Raw genomic sequence first — 15526 nt, 5'->3', positions numbered from 1 at the left:
CGACGCGTCCGGGGCGGGCCCGGCGGCAGGCATGCTGCAGACCGGGTGGCGGCCGGTCCGGCCGGCGGTCGTCTCGAGCCGGTCGGCCGAGCGCTTCGCCGAGCGGGTCCGGATGCGCCGCCGCCTGACGCGGCGGCGTCTCCTGCTGGCCACCGCGACGGCCGCCGTCCTGGGCACCGTCGCCTGGGTGCTCCTGGGCTCCTCGGTGCTCGCGCTGGACCTGCGGGAGCTTCGGGTCCAGGGGCAGGGCACGGTCGTGGAGCCGGCCGCCGTCGAGGCGGTCGTCGCCCCCTACGGGGGTGTGCCGCTGCCGCGCCTGGACACCGTGGGTCTGCGCCGGCAGATCCTCGAGGTGCCGGGCGTGCGGGCGGCCGAGGTGACGCGGGAGTGGCCGCACGGCCTGCGCATCGTCCTGGTGTCGCGCGAGCCGGTCGTGGCCGTCCCGGACCCGGAGACCGGCTTCGCCCTGCTGGACGGCGACGGGGTCCGGGTGGGCAGCGCCGCCGCGCCTCCCGCCGGCCTGCCGGTGGTCCAGGTGCCGCTGGACGACCCGGAGGCGCGGGCCCTCACCGCGGTCCTCACCGTGCTGGACCAGCTGCCCGAGGAGCTGGCCGTGCAGGTGGCGGCGATCTCGGCGCGCACACGCGACACGGTCGAGCTCGAGCTCGTCGACGGCGTCGTGGTCGAGTGGGGGAGCGCGGACCGGACGGCGCTCAAGGCCCGCGTGCTGCAGACGCTCCGGGCCGCCGGTGCGAGCAGCGGTGCCCGGGTGTACGACGTCTCGGCGCCCGAGCTGCCCATCACGACCTCCTGACGGGTCGCCCTCTCGCGGGTGACGCGCACCACTGCGCCGACACGCCCGCCAGGTGTTTGCCGGGACCCCGACGGCGACCTAGCGTCGTGTCCCGACAGCACATCTGACATAACTCTAACCCTCTACCTGAACTTGAGGGTTGGGCCCGACGGAAGGCACCGACGTGGCAGCACCCCAGAACTACCTGGCGGTCATCAAGGTGGTCGGCATCGGCGGCGGCGGCGTGAACGCCGTCAACCGCATGATCGAGGTCGGCCTCAAGGGCGTCGAGTTCATCGCGATCAACACCGACGCCCAGGCCCTGCTGATGTCCGACGCCGACGTCAAGCTGGACGTCGGCCGGGAGCTCACCCGCGGGCTCGGGGCCGGCGCTGACCCCGAGGTGGGTCGCAACGCCGCGGACGACCATGCCGAGGAGATCGAGGACGTCCTGCGCGGCGCCGACATGGTCTTCGTGACGGCGGGGGAGGGTGGCGGCACGGGCACCGGCGGCGCTCCCGTCGTGGCGCGGATCGCGCGCTCCCTCGGCGCGCTGACGATCGGTGTCGTCACCCGGCCGTTCACCTTCGAGGGGCGCCGCCGCTCGCTCCAGGCGGAGACGGGCATCGAGGCGCTGCGCGCCGAGGTGGACACCCTCATCGTCATCCCCAACGACCGCCTGCTGTCGATCTCCGACCGGTCCGTCTCGGTGCTGGACGCCTTCCACTCCGCCGACCAGGTGCTGCTGTCCGGCGTGCAGGGGATCACCGACCTCATCACCACGCCCGGGCTCATCAACCTCGACTTCGCCGACGTCAAGAGCGTCATGCAGGGTGCCGGGTCCGCCCTCATGGGCATCGGCTCCGCCCGCGGCGACGACCGCGCGGTCCAGGCCGCGGAGCTGGCGATCTCCTCGCCGCTCCTGGAGGCCAGCATCGACGGCGCGCACGGCGTCCTGCTCTCCATCCAGGGCGGCTCCGACCTCGGCCTGTTCGAGATCAACGAGGCGGCGCGCCTCGTCCAGGAGGCGGCGCACCCCGAGGCCAACATCATCTTCGGCGCGGTGATCGACGACGCCCTCGGTGACGAGGTGCGCGTCACCGTCATCGCGGCCGGGTTCGACAGCGGCTCGCCGACCCACCGGGTGGACGCGCGTGCGCTCGGCCAGGTGAGCGGCGGACGCGCGCCGTCGGTCGAGCAGCCCGCCCGTCCGGCGGCAGACCTGCCGCCCTCCTTCCCGAGCGCGGCCGGGGGCCGCGAGCCGTGGCGTGCCGACGAGGCCGGGCAGGCCCCGGACCGCCGTCCGGCGCCGGCGCAGGACGAGCCGCAGCCGCGCGAGGCGGTGCCGTCCTTCCTGGTCGAGGAGCGCGAGCCCGGCCCCGCGCACGCCTCGGACACCGGGCGGGTGGAGGTGCCGCGCGTCTTCGAGGACCGTCCCGCGCGCCGCACGGACGACCTGGACCTGCCGGACTTCCTCAAGAACACGCCGTGAGCGCCGCGGACGCCCTGCCGGTGGTCCCCGTCGACCTCGGCCGGGGCGTCCGCGCCGTCCTGACCACCACCGCGACGGGCAACCTGGGCACCGCCGTCGGCGACGACCCGGCGAACGTGGCCCGGGTGCGCGCACGCGTCGACCGCGTGCTGGGCGCCCCGGTGCTCTACGCGCAGCAGGTGCACGGCGCCCACGTCCACGTCGTCGAGGCAGCGGTCGCCTCCGGGCACCCGGTGCCCGGTGGGCCGCACGGCGCCGCTGCGGGCGCGGACCCGCTGGGCCCCGGCGTCGTCGCCGTCGCGGACGCCCTCGTCACGAACCGGACGGACGTCGCTCTGGGCGTCGTCGTCGCGGACTGCGTCCCGGTGCTCCTCGCGGACGTCGACGGCGGTGTCGTCGGCGTGGCCCACGCCGGGCGGCGCGGGCTGGTCGACGGCATCGTCCCCGCGGTCGTGGCCGTGCTGCTCGAGCGGGGCGCCGACGTGTCCCGGCTCCGCGCCGTCGTCGGCCCGGCGGCGTGCGGTCGGTGCTACGAGGTCCCCGCCGAGCTGCGGGACGAGGTGGCCTCCGTCCTCCCGTCGACCGCGTCGACCACCTCGTGGGGGACGCCCGCCCTGGACCTGCCGGCCGGCGTCGCCGAGCAGCTGCGCGAGGCGGGTCTGGAGCACGTCGAGCGGCAGGGCGGGTGCACGGTCGAGGAGCGGACGTGGTTCTCCCACCGCGTCGCGACCGGCGGCAGCCGCCCCCCGGGTGCGCCGCCGCGCCAGGTGGGCCGGATGGCCGGTGTGGTCCGTCTCCTGTGACGTGGCGGCGTGTCGTCGCGGGCCCTCCGCGGCGGCTGGGTTAGCGTGACGACGACCGGATCGCAGTCCTGGGACGAGCCCTCGGGCGCCTCCACGGGCCGTGGTCCTCCGGAGCGGTAGTCGGTGGGATGGAGGCCTCATGGCCGGAGCGCTGCGCAAGACGATGCTGTACCTCGGCCTGGCCGAGGAGGACCGCCACGCCGGCTACGAGCGTGCGGGTCACCAGCAGGGGCACGTCGACGAGTACGACGAGCACCTCGACGCCGAGGAGTACGACGTGGCGCACGAGTACCAGGCCGAGGTCACCCCGCTGCGCCGCGCGCCGCTGCCGGCCCCGGTGGCCCCGGCCGCCGACCTGCGGCGCATCACGACGATCCACCCGCGGTCGTACAACGACGCCCGTGTGATCGGCGAGGCCTTCCGCTCGGGCACCCCGGTCATCATGAACCTGTCCGAGATGACGGACGCGGACGCGAAGCGCCTCGTGGACTTCTCCGCCGGCCTGATCTTCGGGCTGCGAGGGACCATCGAGCGGGTGACGTCCAAGGTCTTCCTGCTGTCGCCCGAGCACGTCGAGGTCACGGGTGAGGAGCAGGTCGCTGCGTCCGACGACCGCTCCGGTTTCTACAACCAGAGCTGACGGTGGGCATCGTCTTCGGCGTCCTCGCGTTCGTCGTCTTCCTCTTCCTCATCCTGCTGTTCGTCCGGCTCGCGCTCGACTGGGTGCAGGTCTTCGCCCGGGAGTGGCGGCCGCGCGGTGTGGTCCTCGTCGTCGCCGAGGTCACCTACACGATCACGGACCCGCCGCTGCGCGCGGTGCGTCGCGTCGTGCCGCCGCTCACGCTCGGCAGCATCCGCCTCGACCTGGCGTTCCTCATCGTCTTCTTCGCCACGTCCATCCTGTTCAACGTCCTGCAGAACCTGGCCGCCACCCTCTGAGGAGGCACGACCCCGCCCGCTCGGGTGGCAGCCCCGTCGCGGACGGCGCGGCCGACGGGGTGCCGCTGCGGCAGGGCGCGCTCGACACGCCGACGTGCGCCGCATCCGGGCGGCGTGCGCCGACCGCGATGTCCGCTACCGTGAGGCGAGGCGGTCGGGGGACTGCCCGGCCCGACCAGCACGAACAACCGAGGTGACAGCATGGCTCTGCTGACGGCAGACGACGTCCTGAACAAGAAGTTCCAGGCCACCAAGTTCCGCGAGGGCTACGACCAGGACGAGGTCGACGACTTCCTCGACGAGGTCGTCAACACCCTGCGGGCGGTCCAGGCCGAGAACGAGGACCTCAAGTCCAAGCTGGCCGCCGCGGAGCGTCGGGTCGCCGAGCTGTCCCGTGCGGGTGCCGCTCCGGCGCAGCAGGCGGCACCGGAGCCGACGCCCGAGCCGGTCCGCCAGCCCGAGCCGACCCCGCCCCCGGCTCCCGCGCCCGTCGCGGCGCCGGCCCCCACGCCGGCCGCGGCCGCCCCCGCCCAGCAGCGGATCAGCGAGCCCGAGTCCGCCACCGGCATGCTCCAGCTGGCCCAGAAGCTGCACGACGACTACGTGCGTAGCGGCCAGGAGGAGGGCGAGCGCATCATCGGTGAGGCCAAGACCCAGGCCACGCGCATCGTGCGGGAGGCCGAGGAGACGTCCAACCGGACCCTCACGGCGCTCGAGCAGGAGCGCAGCCTCCTGGAGCGGAAGATCGACGAGCTGCGGGTGTTCGAGCGGGACTACCGCACGCGCCTGAAGAGCTACCTCGAGAACCTGCTGGGCGACATCGACGCCCGCGGCGCGAGCGCGGCGCCCCGGCCGGGCGGCCAGGGCGAGCAGGGCCTGCAGTACAACGGCTGACGCGGCCGTTCGGGTACCGGCGGCGACGCCCCCCGGCGGCCCGTCCGACCAGCACGACGACGCACCACACCGGTCTCCGGTGTGGTGCGTTGTGCGTGCGGCGCGCAGCGGTCTAGTCTCGCGGGACCTTCACACCGAGGAGCACCATGGCGATCGACGACGCGGCCGGCCTGACCAGGGTGACGGCCGTCCCCGACACGAGGCGACTGGCCGAGGTCGTCGACTCCTTCCCGGTGCGCGAGGGGGAGGACCCGTGGACGGTCGAGGAGGTCCAGGAGATCGCCGGCGAGATCACCGTGGAGGTCGACCGCCTGCGGACCGAGCTCGCCGCGGCTGACGCGGAGCTGTCCTCCCTGCTGCGCAACTCCGGCGAGGGGGCGGGCGACGACCAGGCCGACTCCGGCTCCAGCGCGCTCGAGCGCGAGCAGGAGCTGACCCTCGTCAACAACACCCGGGACCTGCTCGCCCAGAACCTGCACGCGCTCGAGCGGCTCGGCTCGGCCGGGTTCGGCACGTGCGAGTCGTGCGGCCAGGCGATCGGTAAGGCGCGGCTCCAGGCGTTCCCGCGCGCGACGCTCTGCGTCACGTGCAAGGCACGTCAGGAACGTCGCTGAGCGTGCGCCCGGGACGTCCCCTCGTCGCCCTGCTCGCCGTCGTCGCCCTGGTCGTCCTGGTCGTCGACCAGCTGACGAAGGTGTGGGCGGTCGCCACCTTCAGGGAGGGTGAGCGGGTCCCCCTCGTGGGCGACCTGCTCGGTCTGACCCTGCTGTACAACCCGGGGGCGGCGCTCAGCCTCGCCACGGGCATGACCTGGGTGTTCACGCTCGCCGCCATCGGCGTGAGCATCGTCGTGGTGCGGATCGCCACGCGGCTCGGCTCCCGGACCTGGGCCGTGGCCCTCGGCCTGCTCCTCGGCGGCGCGGTGGGCAACCTCATCGACCGGCTGGTCCGGGAGCCCGGCTTCGCGGTCGGCCACGTCGTCGACTTCATCGCCTACGGCGACCTGTTCGTCGGCAACGTCGCGGACATCGCGATCGTCGCGGCGGCAGGTCTGATCATCCTGCTCTCGCTGCGCGGCGTGGCGGTGGACGGCACCCGTGAGGGCGCCGGCGGCTCCGACGTCGAGCCTGCGCCCGGCGGTGCCGATGCCGGTGCCGTCGTGGGTGAGCCCGCCGGTCCCGGTGAGCCCGTGCCCGACGGCGACGCGGCGGCCCGGCGCGAGGCGCCGTGAGCCTGCGGTCCATGCCCGTCCCGGACGGGCTCGCGGGCGAGCGCGTCGACGCCGCCCTGTCGCGCCTGCTGGGCGTGTCCCGGACGCGGGCGGCCGACCTCGCGGCCGGTGGCGCCGTCGCCGTGGACGGCCGGGTGGTCGGGAAGTCCGACCGGCTGGTCGCCGGGGGCTGGCTCGAGGTGGACCTCACGGCCCTCGACGAGCCGGCCGCGCCCTCCACGCCGCCCGAGCCGGTCCCCGGGATGCGGATCGTCCACGACGACGAGGACGTCGTCGTCGTGGACAAGCCCGTGGGGGTGGCGGCCCACCCCTCGCCGGGCTGGACCGGGCCGACCGTCGTCGGCGCCCTCGCGGCGGCGGGCTTCCGCGTGGCGACGTCCGGCGCCGCCGAGCGGCAGGGCGTCGTCCACCGGCTCGACGTGGGCACCTCGGGTCTCATGGTCGTCGCCAAGAGCGAGCGGGCCTACTCGGTGCTCAAGCGGGCCTTCAAGGAGCGCACGGTCGAGAAGGTCTACCACGCCGTCGTCCAGGGCCACCCGGCCCCCACGACGGGCACGGTCGACGCGCCGATCGGCCGGCACCCGTCCGCGGACTACAAGTTCGCGGTGACGGCGGACGGCAAGCCGTCCGTCACCCACTACGAGGTGCTGGAGATGGTGCCCCAGGCCTCGCTGGTCGAGGTCCACCTGGAGACGGGGCGGACCCACCAGATCCGGGTCCACATGGCCGCCCTGCGCCATCCCTGCGTGGGGGACACCACGTACGGGGCGGACCCGACGCTCGCGGCGCGGCTCGGGCTCACCCGGCAGTGGCTGCACGCCATGCGGCTCGCCTTCGACCACCCGGCGACGGGGGACCGGCTGGAGCTCGTCAGCACCTACCCGGAGGACCTCGCGCACGCCTGGGACCTCCTCGCCCAGGGCCACCGCTGACCGACACGCCGGGCGGGCACGGCCCGGCCAGGGCGGACGCCGCCGGGCACGCCACCCTGGCGTGAGGTGTCGGTGGGCCGACCTAGACTTCCCCTCATGTCGGCACCTGGATCGGACTTCGTCCACCTCCACGTGCACACCGAGTACTCGATGCTCGACGGGGCCGCGAAGCTCGACCAGCTGTTCGCCGAGGCCGTGCGGCTCGGCCAGACGGCCATGGCGACGACGGACCACGGCTACCTGTTCGGTGCCTTCGAGTTCTGGAGCAAGGCCCGCGCCGCGGGGGTCAAGCCGATCATCGGCGTCGAGGCCTACGTCACCCCCGGCACGAGCCGGTTCGACCGCTCGCTGGTCCGGTGGGGGGAGGCGCACCAGAAGGACGACGACGTGTCGGCGCGCGGGGCGTACACGCACCTGACCATGTGGGCGCGGGACAACACCGGCCTGCACAACCTGTTCCGGGCGAGCTCCCTGGCGTCGCTCGACGGTCAGATGGGCAAGTGGCCCCGGATGGACCGGGACCTGCTCCAGACGTACTCCGAGGGGCTCATCGTCTCCTCGGGCTGCCCGTCCGGGGAGATCCAGACCCGGCTCCGGCTCGGTCAGTACGACCAGGCCGTGCGGGCCGCCGGCGAGCTGCAGGACATCTTCGGCCGCGAGAACTTCTACGTCGAGCTCATGGACCACGGCATCGACATCGAGCGTCGGGTCCAGAAGGAGCTGCTCCAGCTCGCCGAGGAGCTGGGCGCGCCGCTCGTGGCGACGAACGACCTGCACTACACCAAGCGCGAGGACGCGACGTTCCAGGACGCGCTCCTGTCGATCAACTCCGGGTCGCGCCTCACGGACCCGGACCGCTTCACCTTCGACGGCGACGGCTACTACGTGAAGTCGGCGCAGGAGATGCGGGACGTGTGGCGCGAGCTCCCCGAGGCCTGCGACAACACCCTCGTCATCGCCGAGCGGTGCGAGGTGTCCTTCGACACCGGCGCCAACTTCATGCCGCGCTTCCCGGTCCCCGCGGGCGAGGACGAGACGAGCTGGTTCGTCAAGGAGGTCGAGCGGGGGCTGCACCACCGGTACCCGGCCGGCATCCCCGACGCGGTCCGCAAGCAGGCCGACTACGAGGTCGGGGTCATCACCCAGATGGGCTTCCCGGGGTACTTCCTCGTCGTGGCGGACTTCATCAACTGGGCCAAGGACCACGGGATCCGGGTCGGCCCCGGTCGCGGGTCGGCGGCCGGCTCGATGGCGTCCTACGCCATGGGCATCACCGAGCTCGACCCGATCGAGCACGGCCTCATCTTCGAGCGCTTCCTCAACCCCGAGCGCGTCTCCATGCCCGACGTCGACATCGACTTCGACGAGCGCCGGCGCGGCGAGGTCATCCGGTACGTGACGGAGAAGTACGGCTCGGAGCGCGTCGCGCAGATCGTCACCTACGGCACCATCAAGGCCAAGCAGGCGCTCAAGGACTCCGCGCGACTGCTCGACTTCCCCTTCGCGATGGGGGAGAAGCTCACCAAGGCGATGCCGCCGGCGGTCATGGGCAAGGACATCTCCCTCGCCGGGATCTTCGACCCGAAGGACTCCCGGTACGCCGAGGCGGAGGAGTTCCGCCAGCTGCACGCGACCGACCCGGACGCCCAGCGCGTCGTCGAGCTCGCCCAGGGCATCGAGGGGCTGAAGCGGCAGTGGGGCGTGCACGCCGCCGGCGTCATCATGTCCAGCGAACCGCTCGTCGACATCATCCCGATCATGAAGCGGCCGCAGGACGGCGCCATCATCACGCAGTTCGACTACCCGACCTGCGAGGGCCTCGGCCTCATCAAGATGGACTTCCTGGGTCTACGCAACCTCACGATCCTGGACGACGCCCTCGTCAACATCGAGGCGAACGGCAAGCCCCCGATCCAGATCGAGACGCTCCCGCTGGACGACCGCCCGACGTACGACCTGCTGGGCCGCGGCGACACGCTCGGCGTCTTCCAGCTCGACGGCGGCCCCATGCGTGCCCTCCTGCGCCAGATGCGTCCGGACAACTTCGAGGACATCTCCGCCGTCATCGCGCTGTACCGGCCCGGCCCGATGGGCATGAACTCGCACACCAACTACGCGCTGCGCAAGAACGGCCTGCAGAAGATCGTCCCCATCCACCCCGAGCTGGCCGAGCCGCTGGCGGAGGTCCTGGACGAGACCTACGGCCTCATCGTCTACCAGGAGCAGGTCCAGCGCGCCGCGCAGATCCTCGCCGGGTACTCGCTCGGCCAGGCGGACCTCCTGCGCCGGGCGATGGGCAAGAAGAAGAAGGAGATCCTCGACAAGGAGTTCGTGCCCTTCCAGGCGGGCATGCGGGAGCGGGGCTACTCCGACGGCGCGATCCAGGCGGTGTGGGACACGCTCGTCCCCTTCGCGGGGTACGCGTTCAACAAGGCCCACTCCGCCGCGTACGGCGTCGTGTCCTACTGGACCGGGTACCTCAAGGCCAACTACCCGACCGAGTACATGGCCGCGCTGCTGACCAGCGTCCGCGACGACAAGGACAAGTCGGCGCTGTACCTGGGCGAGTGCCGCCGCATGGGCATCACGGTGCTGCCGCCCGACGTGAACTCGTCCGCGGCGAACTTCACCGCCGTGGGGACGGACATCCGTTTCGGCCTGACCGCCGTGCGCAACGTCGGCGCGAACGTGGTCGACGCGATCGTGGCCGCCCGCGAGGAGAAGGGCGCGTTCACGTCCTTCCAGGACTTCCTCGACAAGGTCCCGGCCGTGGTGTGCAACAAGCGGACCATCGAGTCGCTCATCAAGGCCGGCGCGTTCGACCTGCTGGCCCCGAGCCGCCGTGCGCTGCTGCTCGTCCACGAGCAGGCGGTCGACGCCGTCGTCGGCGTGAAGCGGCGCGAGGCGGAGGGCCAGTTCGACCTCTTCGCGGGCCTGGGCGGCGACGCCGAGGACGGCCTGTCCTTCAGCGTCGAGGTCCCGGACGTGCCCGACTGGGACAAGAAGCAGCGGCTCGCCTTCGAGCGGGAGATGCTCGGGCTCTACGTCTCGGACCACCCCCTGTCCGGGCTGGAGCACGTGCTGGCCTCGACGGCGGACTGCTCGGTCGCCACGCTCATGGCGGACGACGCCCGGGCCGAGGGCTCGATGGTCACGGTGTGCGGCCTCGTGACCTCCCTGCAGCGGAAGATGTCCAAGAACGGCAACCCGTGGGCCGCCGTCACGCTGGAGGACATGGACGGGTCCGTCGAGGTGATGTTCTTCGGCGAGACCTACCTGGCCTACTCCACGGTGCTGGCGGAGGACGCGGTCGTGACGATCCGGGGTCGCGTGCGTCGTCGGGACGACACGCTCCAGCTCCAGGCGGTCGAGGTGTCCCTGCCGGACGTGTCCACGGTGGACACGGCCCCGGTGACGATCACGCTGCCGGTCTCCCGCTGCACGCCGCCCGTCGTCGAGCGCCTCCGGGAGATCCTCGCGACGCACCCGGGCGTCACGGACGTCCACCTGCGCCTCACGCAGCCCGGCCGCTCGACGGTCATGCGCCTCGAGGAGAGCCTGCGCATCGAGCGCTCGCCCGCGCTCTTCGGCGACCTCAAGGCCCTGCTCGGGCCCGCCTGCCTCACGGTCTGAGGTACCGGTCCCACGCGGGCCGCACGGTGATCGGGCCGCACGGCGCCGGCTGCGTCGCGCGGCTGCACCGCGCTGCGCCGCCCTGAGGGGCGGCTGGACCGGTCGGGGCTCCCGATCGGGCCCTCCCTAGACTGCTCGGGTGATCCACCTGACGCCGGAGCAGCACGTCTTCGTGACCGAGCGCCACCTGGCCACCCTGACGACGCAGCGCCCGGACGGCACACCGCACGTCGTGCCCGTCGGCTTCACCTGGGACCCCGGCCAGGGCGTCCTGCGGATCACGACGCGCCACACCTCTGCCAAGGTGCGCAACATCGAGGCCGCGGCGGCATCCGGCGGGGAGGTCCGTGCAGCGGTCTGCCAGGTCGACGGCGGCCGCTGGCTCACCTTCGAGGGCACGATCGCGGTGGCGCGCGAGCGCGACGAGGTGCTCGAGGCGATGCGCCGCTACGCCGTGCGCTACCGGACCCTCACCGAGGACCCCCGGCGGGTGGTCCTGCGCCTCACCGTCGACCGGATCATGGGCTCGTCCTACATGACGCGCTGAACCCGTGCTGCTCAGCCGACGCGGCTTGGCGGCGCTCAGCCGACGCGGACGGTCTCCTCGCCCGTCGGCAGCGCCACGACGACGACGTCGCCGCGCAGCAGCCGCCGCCCCCGGCGGTCCTCGGCCTCGCCGTTGACCGTCACCTCGCCCTCGGCGAGGAGCGCCCGGGCATGCCCCCCGCTCTCCGCGAGGCCCGAGAGCTTGAGCAGCTGGCCGAGACGGATGCCGTCCTCGGCGTCGACGACCCGTGGTTCCATCCCGCCAGTGTGGCGCATGGCACCGCCGCTGAGAGCGCCCGCACCCGGCCCTCGGGGGCGAGGGACCACGACCTAGGATTGGCCCGTGACCACGGAGAGCTCCCCGACGATCGCCCGCATCGACCTGAGGGGTCGGACCCTCTCCGCCCGGGAGCTGGCGCACGCCCTCCCGCGCCCCGAGCTCGACGTCGAGGGCGCGGTCCACCAGGTCGCGCCTCTGGTCGAGGACGTCCGGCACCGCGGCGCCGCCGCCCTGCGGGACCTCGCCGAGCGCTTCGACGGGGTGCGACCGGAGCACCTCCGGGTCCCTGCCGCGGCCCTCGTCCGCGCTGCCGAGGAGCTCGACCCCACGGTCCGTGCCGCCCTGGAGGAGGCCATCCGGCGCGTCCGGGTGGTGCACCGTGCCCAGGTGCCCGGTGACCTCGTCGTCGACGTGGCGCCCGGGGCGCAGGTCCGCCAGCGCTGGCTGCCCGTGCGCCGGGTCGGTCTGTACGTCCCCGGTGGCCTGGCCGTGTACCCGTCGTCGGTGGTGATGAACGTCGTGCCGGCACAGGAGGCGGGGGTGGGCTCCCTCGTCGTGACGAGCCCGCCGCAGCGGGACCACGGCGGGCTGCCGCACCCGACGATCCTGGCGGCGTGCCACCTGCTCGGCGTGGACGAGGTCTACGCGGTCGGCGGGGCCCAGGCCGTGGCCATGCTGGCCTACGGCGCGGCCGGGGAGACGGCGGAGGACGGGGACGTCCTGTGCGAGCCGGTCGACGTGGTCACCGGCCCGGGCAACCAGTACGTCACCGCGGCGAAGCGACTGGTGCGCGGCGTCGTGGGGATCGACTCCGAGGCGGGACCCACCGAGATCGCCGTCCTGGCCGACGACACGGCAGACCCCCGCCACGTCGCCGCCGACCTCGTCTCCCAGGCGGAGCACGGGCCCACGTCGGCCTCGGTCCTGGTGACGGCGTCCCTCGCGCTCGTGGACGCGGTCGAGGCCCTCCTGCCGTCGGTGGTGGCCGCGACCAAGCACGCCGAGCGGGTGGCGACGGCGCTGTCCGGCCCGCAGTCCGCGCTGGTGCTCGTGGACGACCTGGCGCACGGGCTCGAGGTCGTCAACGCCTACGGCGCCGAGCACCTGGAGATCCAGACGGCCGACGCGTCCGCCGTGGCGGACCGTGTCACGAGCGCGGGCGCCATCTTCGTCGGCCCGTTCTCGCCCGTGTCGCTGGGCGACTACATGGCGGGCTCGAACCACGTGCTGCCGACCGGTGGGTGCTCGCACTTCTCCAGCGGGCTGGGGGTCCACAGCTTCCTGCGCCCGGTCCAGGTGGTGGAGTACGCAGCGGACGCCCTGGCCGAGGTCTCGGAGCGCCTGGTCGCGCTCGCGCGCGACGAGGACCTGCCGGCCCACGGCGAGGCCGTCCAGGCGCGCTTCTGACGCCGCGGTCGGCCGACTGACACGGGCGAGGGTCGGCCGACCGCGGGGGGCGAGGTCGGCCGACCGCGGGGGGCGAGGTCAGCCGACCGCGGGGGGGCGAGGTCAGCCGACCGCGAGGGCGAACGGCAGCACGTCGGCGGCCCCGTGCCGCCGGAGCAGGCGGGCGCCCACCGTCATGGTCCAGCCGCTGCCGACCCGGTCGTCGACGAGCAGCACCGTCCTGCCCGGGAGCCCGGCGAGGGCCGCGTCACCCAGACCCATGCCCAGACGGTGCGCGACGGTGGCCAGGCGCTGGGCCGAGTTGACGTCGTGCCGCCCGGGCGGCGCTGCCGGATCGGGGACGAGGGCGCCGACCAGCGGCACCCCCAGGTGTCCCGCGACGCCGGACGCCAGGTGCCGCACCAGCTCGGGGCGGCCGGCGGAGGCGACCGCGACGACGCCGTCGACCCGGGGTGCCCACGCGTCGAGGACCTGACGGACCGCCGCGCGCAACGCCTCGGGGACGGGCCCGTCGACCGGCCGGCCGTCGGCCGAGGTCACGAACAGCTCCCGGAGGGCACTGCCCCACCCGAGCGCGTCGAGGCGTCCGACCACGCGTCCGGTGCCGGCCTGCTCGTCCGCGGCGATCCGCCCGCTGAGGGTGACGCCCAGCGCTGCCATCCCGGTGGGCCACTGCCGACGCGGCTCGATCTCCTCGCCCGGCACCGACAGCGCCGCCCGGGCCGAGTGCACGGCCGCGGCGTCGGGCGCAGCCCAGGGTGAGTCCGGGGCGCACCGGTCGCACCGGCCGCACCGCCAGCCCTCGACGGTCCCCCCGGCGCCGTCACGGTCGCCGCCGCGCCGCCCCGCGCCGTCGACCATCTCCGGGTCGTCGAGGACGGACCGGAGGAAGGCCATGCGGCACCCGGGCGTCGAGACGTACTCGGTCATCAGCCGCTCCTCGGCCTCCCGGGCGGCCCGGACGCGGGCGTACCGCTCGGCGTCGTAGGTCCACGGCAGGCCCGTCGCCACCCAGCCGCCCGGCACGCGACGCACGGCGCCGTCCACGTCGAGCACCTTGAGCAGCAGCTCCAGCCGCGACCGGCGCAGGTCCACCCGTGGCTCGAGCGCCGCGGTCGACAGCGGGCGTCCGGCTCCCTCCAGGGCGTCGAGCGTGGCCCGCACCTGCGCCTCCTCCGGGAAGGACATGGCGGCGAACCAGTCCCACACGGCCCGGTCCTCGCGGCCCGGCAGGAGGACCACCTCGGCCCGCGTCGTGGCGCGACCGGCACGGCCGACCTGCTGGTAGTAGCTGATCGGCGAGGCCGGGGCGCCCAGGTGGACCACGAAGCCGAGGTCGGGCTTGTCGAAGCCCATCCCGAGCGCCGCGGTGGCCACGAGGGCCTTGACGCGGTTCGCGAGGAGGTCGTCCTCCGAGGCGGACCGCTCCGCGGGCTCGGTCCGGCCCGTGTAGCTCCGGACGCTGATCCCGGCCGCGCGCAGGTGGGCCGCCACCTGGTCGGCCGCGGCGACCGTGAGGCAGTAGACGATGCCCGAGCCGGGCAGCCGGGGCAGGGTCGTGGCGAGCCAGGCCAGCCGTGCGGCCTGGTCGGGCAGCTCGAGCACCGCCAGGCGCAGGCTCTCGCGGTCGAGCCCGCCGCGCAGCACCAGCACCTCGTCGTCGTGGCCCGCCCGGAGCTGCTCGGCCACGTCCGCGGTGACCCGGGCGTTCGCGGTGGCCGTGGTCGCCAGGACGGGCGTGCCCGGCGGGAGGTCCGCCAGGAGGGTCCCGATCCGCCGGTAGTCGGGCCGGAAGTCGTGCCCCCAGTCCGAGATGCAGTGCGCCTCGTCCACGACCAGCAGCCCGGTGGTCGCCGCGAGCCGCGGCAGCACCTCGTCCCGGAACCCGGGGTGCGTCAGCCGCTCCGGGGAGACCAGCAGCACGTCGACCTCGCCGGCCGCGATCCGGACGCGCACGGCGTCCCACTCGTCGGTGTTGGCGGAGTGGATCGTCTCCGCGCGGATCCCGGCGCGCCGCGCCGCCTCGACCTGGTTGCGCATGAGCGCCAGGAGGGGGGAGACGATCACCGTCGGACCCGCGCCCCGCTCCCGGAGCAGCCCGGTCGCGACGAAGTAGACGGCCGACTTCCCCCAGCCCGTGCGCTGGACCACGAGCGCCCGTCGCCGGGCGGCCACGAGCGCCTCCACCGCGGTCCACTGGTCGTCCCGCAGGACCGCGTCCTGGCGGCCGACCAGGGCGCGCAGCAGCTCCTCGGCGCGCGCCCGGAGCCCGCCGGCGTCCGCGACGGACCGGCCGGTCCCGGTGCCCTCCGGGGTCGCCTCGTGGCGCCGGGGCGCGGTGCTTCCCTCAGCGGCTCCCTCAGGGCGGCCCGCAGTGGGGCCCTCGGTGGGTTCCGCGGTCGTCTGCTCGGTGGCGCTGTGGTCGGGCACCCGGGCAGTCTCCCAGCCGTCACCGACACGCGGCCTGCGGGACGGCGCGCCACCGGCCCGGTGGCGCTGCGAGACTGCCGCCGTGACCTCCCGCCCCACCCGGACCGCCGTCGGGCTCCTCTCCTGCCTGCTCGCCCTGTCGGCCT

14 protein-coding genes are annotated in these 15526 nt (G+C 74.1%); 12 read left to right on the top strand and 2 right to left on the bottom strand.

What is annotated here, in order from left to right:
- From N866_RS02865 to N866_RS02815, 11 genes are all read left to right on the top strand, one after another.
- The coding region (locus tag N866_RS02865; protein ID WP_342668378.1) for a cell division protein FtsQ/DivIB at positions 1 to 814 on the top strand (814 nt) is incomplete at its 5' end.
- Between the two features lie 163 nt (positions 815 to 977).
- A complete protein-coding gene (gene ftsZ, locus N866_RS02860; RefSeq protein ID WP_034222334.1) occupies positions 978 to 2285 on the top strand; it encodes a cell division protein FtsZ in 1308 nt (435 codons plus the stop codon).
- Positions 2282 to 3088 (top strand): peptidoglycan editing factor PgeF, encoded by an 807-nt coding sequence (gene pgeF / locus N866_RS02855; RefSeq protein ID WP_052022303.1) that lies wholly within the window; start codon positions 2282 to 2284, stop codon positions 3086 to 3088. Before ftsZ ends, pgeF begins: the two co-directional genes overlap by 4 nt.
- A gap of 139 nt (positions 3089 to 3227) precedes the next feature.
- Positions 3228 to 3728, top strand: a complete 501-nt coding sequence (locus N866_RS02850) for a cell division protein SepF (protein ID WP_034222332.1) — start codon at positions 3228 to 3230, stop codon at positions 3726 to 3728.
- A 2-nt stretch (positions 3729 to 3730) separates the two neighbouring features.
- Entirely contained in the window at positions 3731 to 4027 is a 297-nt protein-coding gene (locus N866_RS02845; RefSeq protein WP_034222330.1) for a YggT family protein, read from the top strand.
- A 201-nt stretch (positions 4028 to 4228) separates the two neighbouring features.
- Complete coding sequence (locus tag N866_RS02840; RefSeq protein ID WP_034222328.1) at positions 4229 to 4921, top strand: DivIVA domain-containing protein; 693 nt, start codon at positions 4229 to 4231, stop codon at positions 4919 to 4921.
- Between the two features lie 146 nt (positions 4922 to 5067).
- Positions 5068 to 5535, top strand: a complete 468-nt coding sequence (locus tag N866_RS02835) for a TraR/DksA family transcriptional regulator (protein WP_034222326.1) — start codon at positions 5068 to 5070, stop codon at positions 5533 to 5535.
- Between the two features lie 2 nt (positions 5536 to 5537).
- Positions 5538 to 6152, top strand: coding sequence for a signal peptidase II (gene lspA, locus N866_RS02830; RefSeq protein ID WP_342668377.1), 615 nt, complete (start codon positions 5538 to 5540; stop codon positions 6150 to 6152).
- A gap of 11 nt (positions 6153 to 6163) precedes the next feature.
- Positions 6164 to 7084 carry an RluA family pseudouridine synthase gene (locus N866_RS02825; RefSeq protein WP_034222343.1) on the top strand — a complete coding sequence of 307 codons (921 nt, stop codon included), beginning with the start codon at positions 6164 to 6166 and terminating at the stop codon, positions 7082 to 7084.
- 96 nt (positions 7085 to 7180) lie between these two features.
- Positions 7181 to 10717 carry a DNA polymerase III subunit alpha gene (gene dnaE, locus N866_RS02820; RefSeq protein WP_034222324.1) on the top strand — a complete coding sequence of 1179 codons (3537 nt, stop codon included), beginning with the start codon at positions 7181 to 7183 and terminating at the stop codon, positions 10715 to 10717.
- Positions 10718 to 10856: 139 nt separating this feature from the next.
- Positions 10857 to 11264: a pyridoxamine 5'-phosphate oxidase family protein gene (locus tag N866_RS02815; RefSeq protein ID WP_034222321.1), complete on the top strand. Its 408-nt coding sequence runs from the start codon at positions 10857 to 10859 to the stop codon at positions 11262 to 11264.
- 35 nt (positions 11265 to 11299) lie between these two features.
- On the opposite strand, the gene N866_RS02810 is transcribed toward N866_RS02815, so the two are convergent.
- Positions 11300 to 11521: an RNA-binding S4 domain-containing protein gene (locus N866_RS02810; RefSeq protein ID WP_034222319.1), complete on the bottom strand. Its 222-nt coding sequence runs from the start codon at positions 11519 to 11521 to the stop codon at positions 11300 to 11302.
- 85 nt (positions 11522 to 11606) lie between these two features.
- On the opposite strand from N866_RS02810, the gene hisD reads away from it, so the two are divergent.
- Complete coding sequence (hisD, locus tag N866_RS02805) at positions 11607 to 12950, top strand: histidinol dehydrogenase (RefSeq protein ID WP_245612341.1); 1344 nt, start codon at positions 11607 to 11609, stop codon at positions 12948 to 12950.
- 102 nt (positions 12951 to 13052) lie between these two features.
- Here hisD and N866_RS02800 read toward each other — a convergent pair whose 3' ends face one another.
- Positions 13053 to 15380, bottom strand: coding sequence for a RecQ family ATP-dependent DNA helicase (locus tag N866_RS02800; RefSeq protein WP_173406120.1), 2328 nt, complete (start codon positions 15378 to 15380; stop codon positions 13053 to 13055).
- Positions 15381 to 15526: the final 146 nt, after the last annotated feature.

Origin of the sequence: Actinotalea ferrariae CF5-4 (genome assembly GCF_000603945.1) — a bacterium.
Classification (GTDB): domain Bacteria; phylum Actinomycetota; class Actinomycetes; order Actinomycetales; family Cellulomonadaceae; genus Actinotalea; species Actinotalea ferrariae.
This window is presented reverse-complemented; position numbering and strand designations above follow the sequence as displayed.

Bases quoted from the DNA above. Each gene is read 5' to 3' on its own strand.
- N866_RS02850 (WP_034222332.1), top strand. From the start codon at position 3,228: ATGGCCGGAGCGCTGCGCAAGACGATGCTGTACCTCGGCCTGGCCGAG.
- N866_RS02840 (WP_034222328.1), top strand. From the start codon at position 4,229: ATGGCTCTGCTGACGGCAGACGACGTCCTGAACAAGAAGTTCCAGGCC.
- N866_RS02835 (WP_034222326.1), top strand. From the start codon at position 5,068: ATGGCGATCGACGACGCGGCCGGCCTGACCAGGGTGACGGCCGTCCCC.
- N866_RS02825 (WP_034222343.1), top strand. From the start codon at position 6,164: ATGCCCGTCCCGGACGGGCTCGCGGGCGAGCGCGTCGACGCCGCCCTG.
- dnaE (WP_034222324.1), top strand. From the start codon at position 7,181: ATGTCGGCACCTGGATCGGACTTCGTCCACCTCCACGTGCACACCGAG.
- N866_RS02810 (WP_034222319.1), bottom strand. From the start codon at position 11,521: ATGGAACCACGGGTCGTCGACGCCGAGGACGGCATCCGTCTCGGCCAG.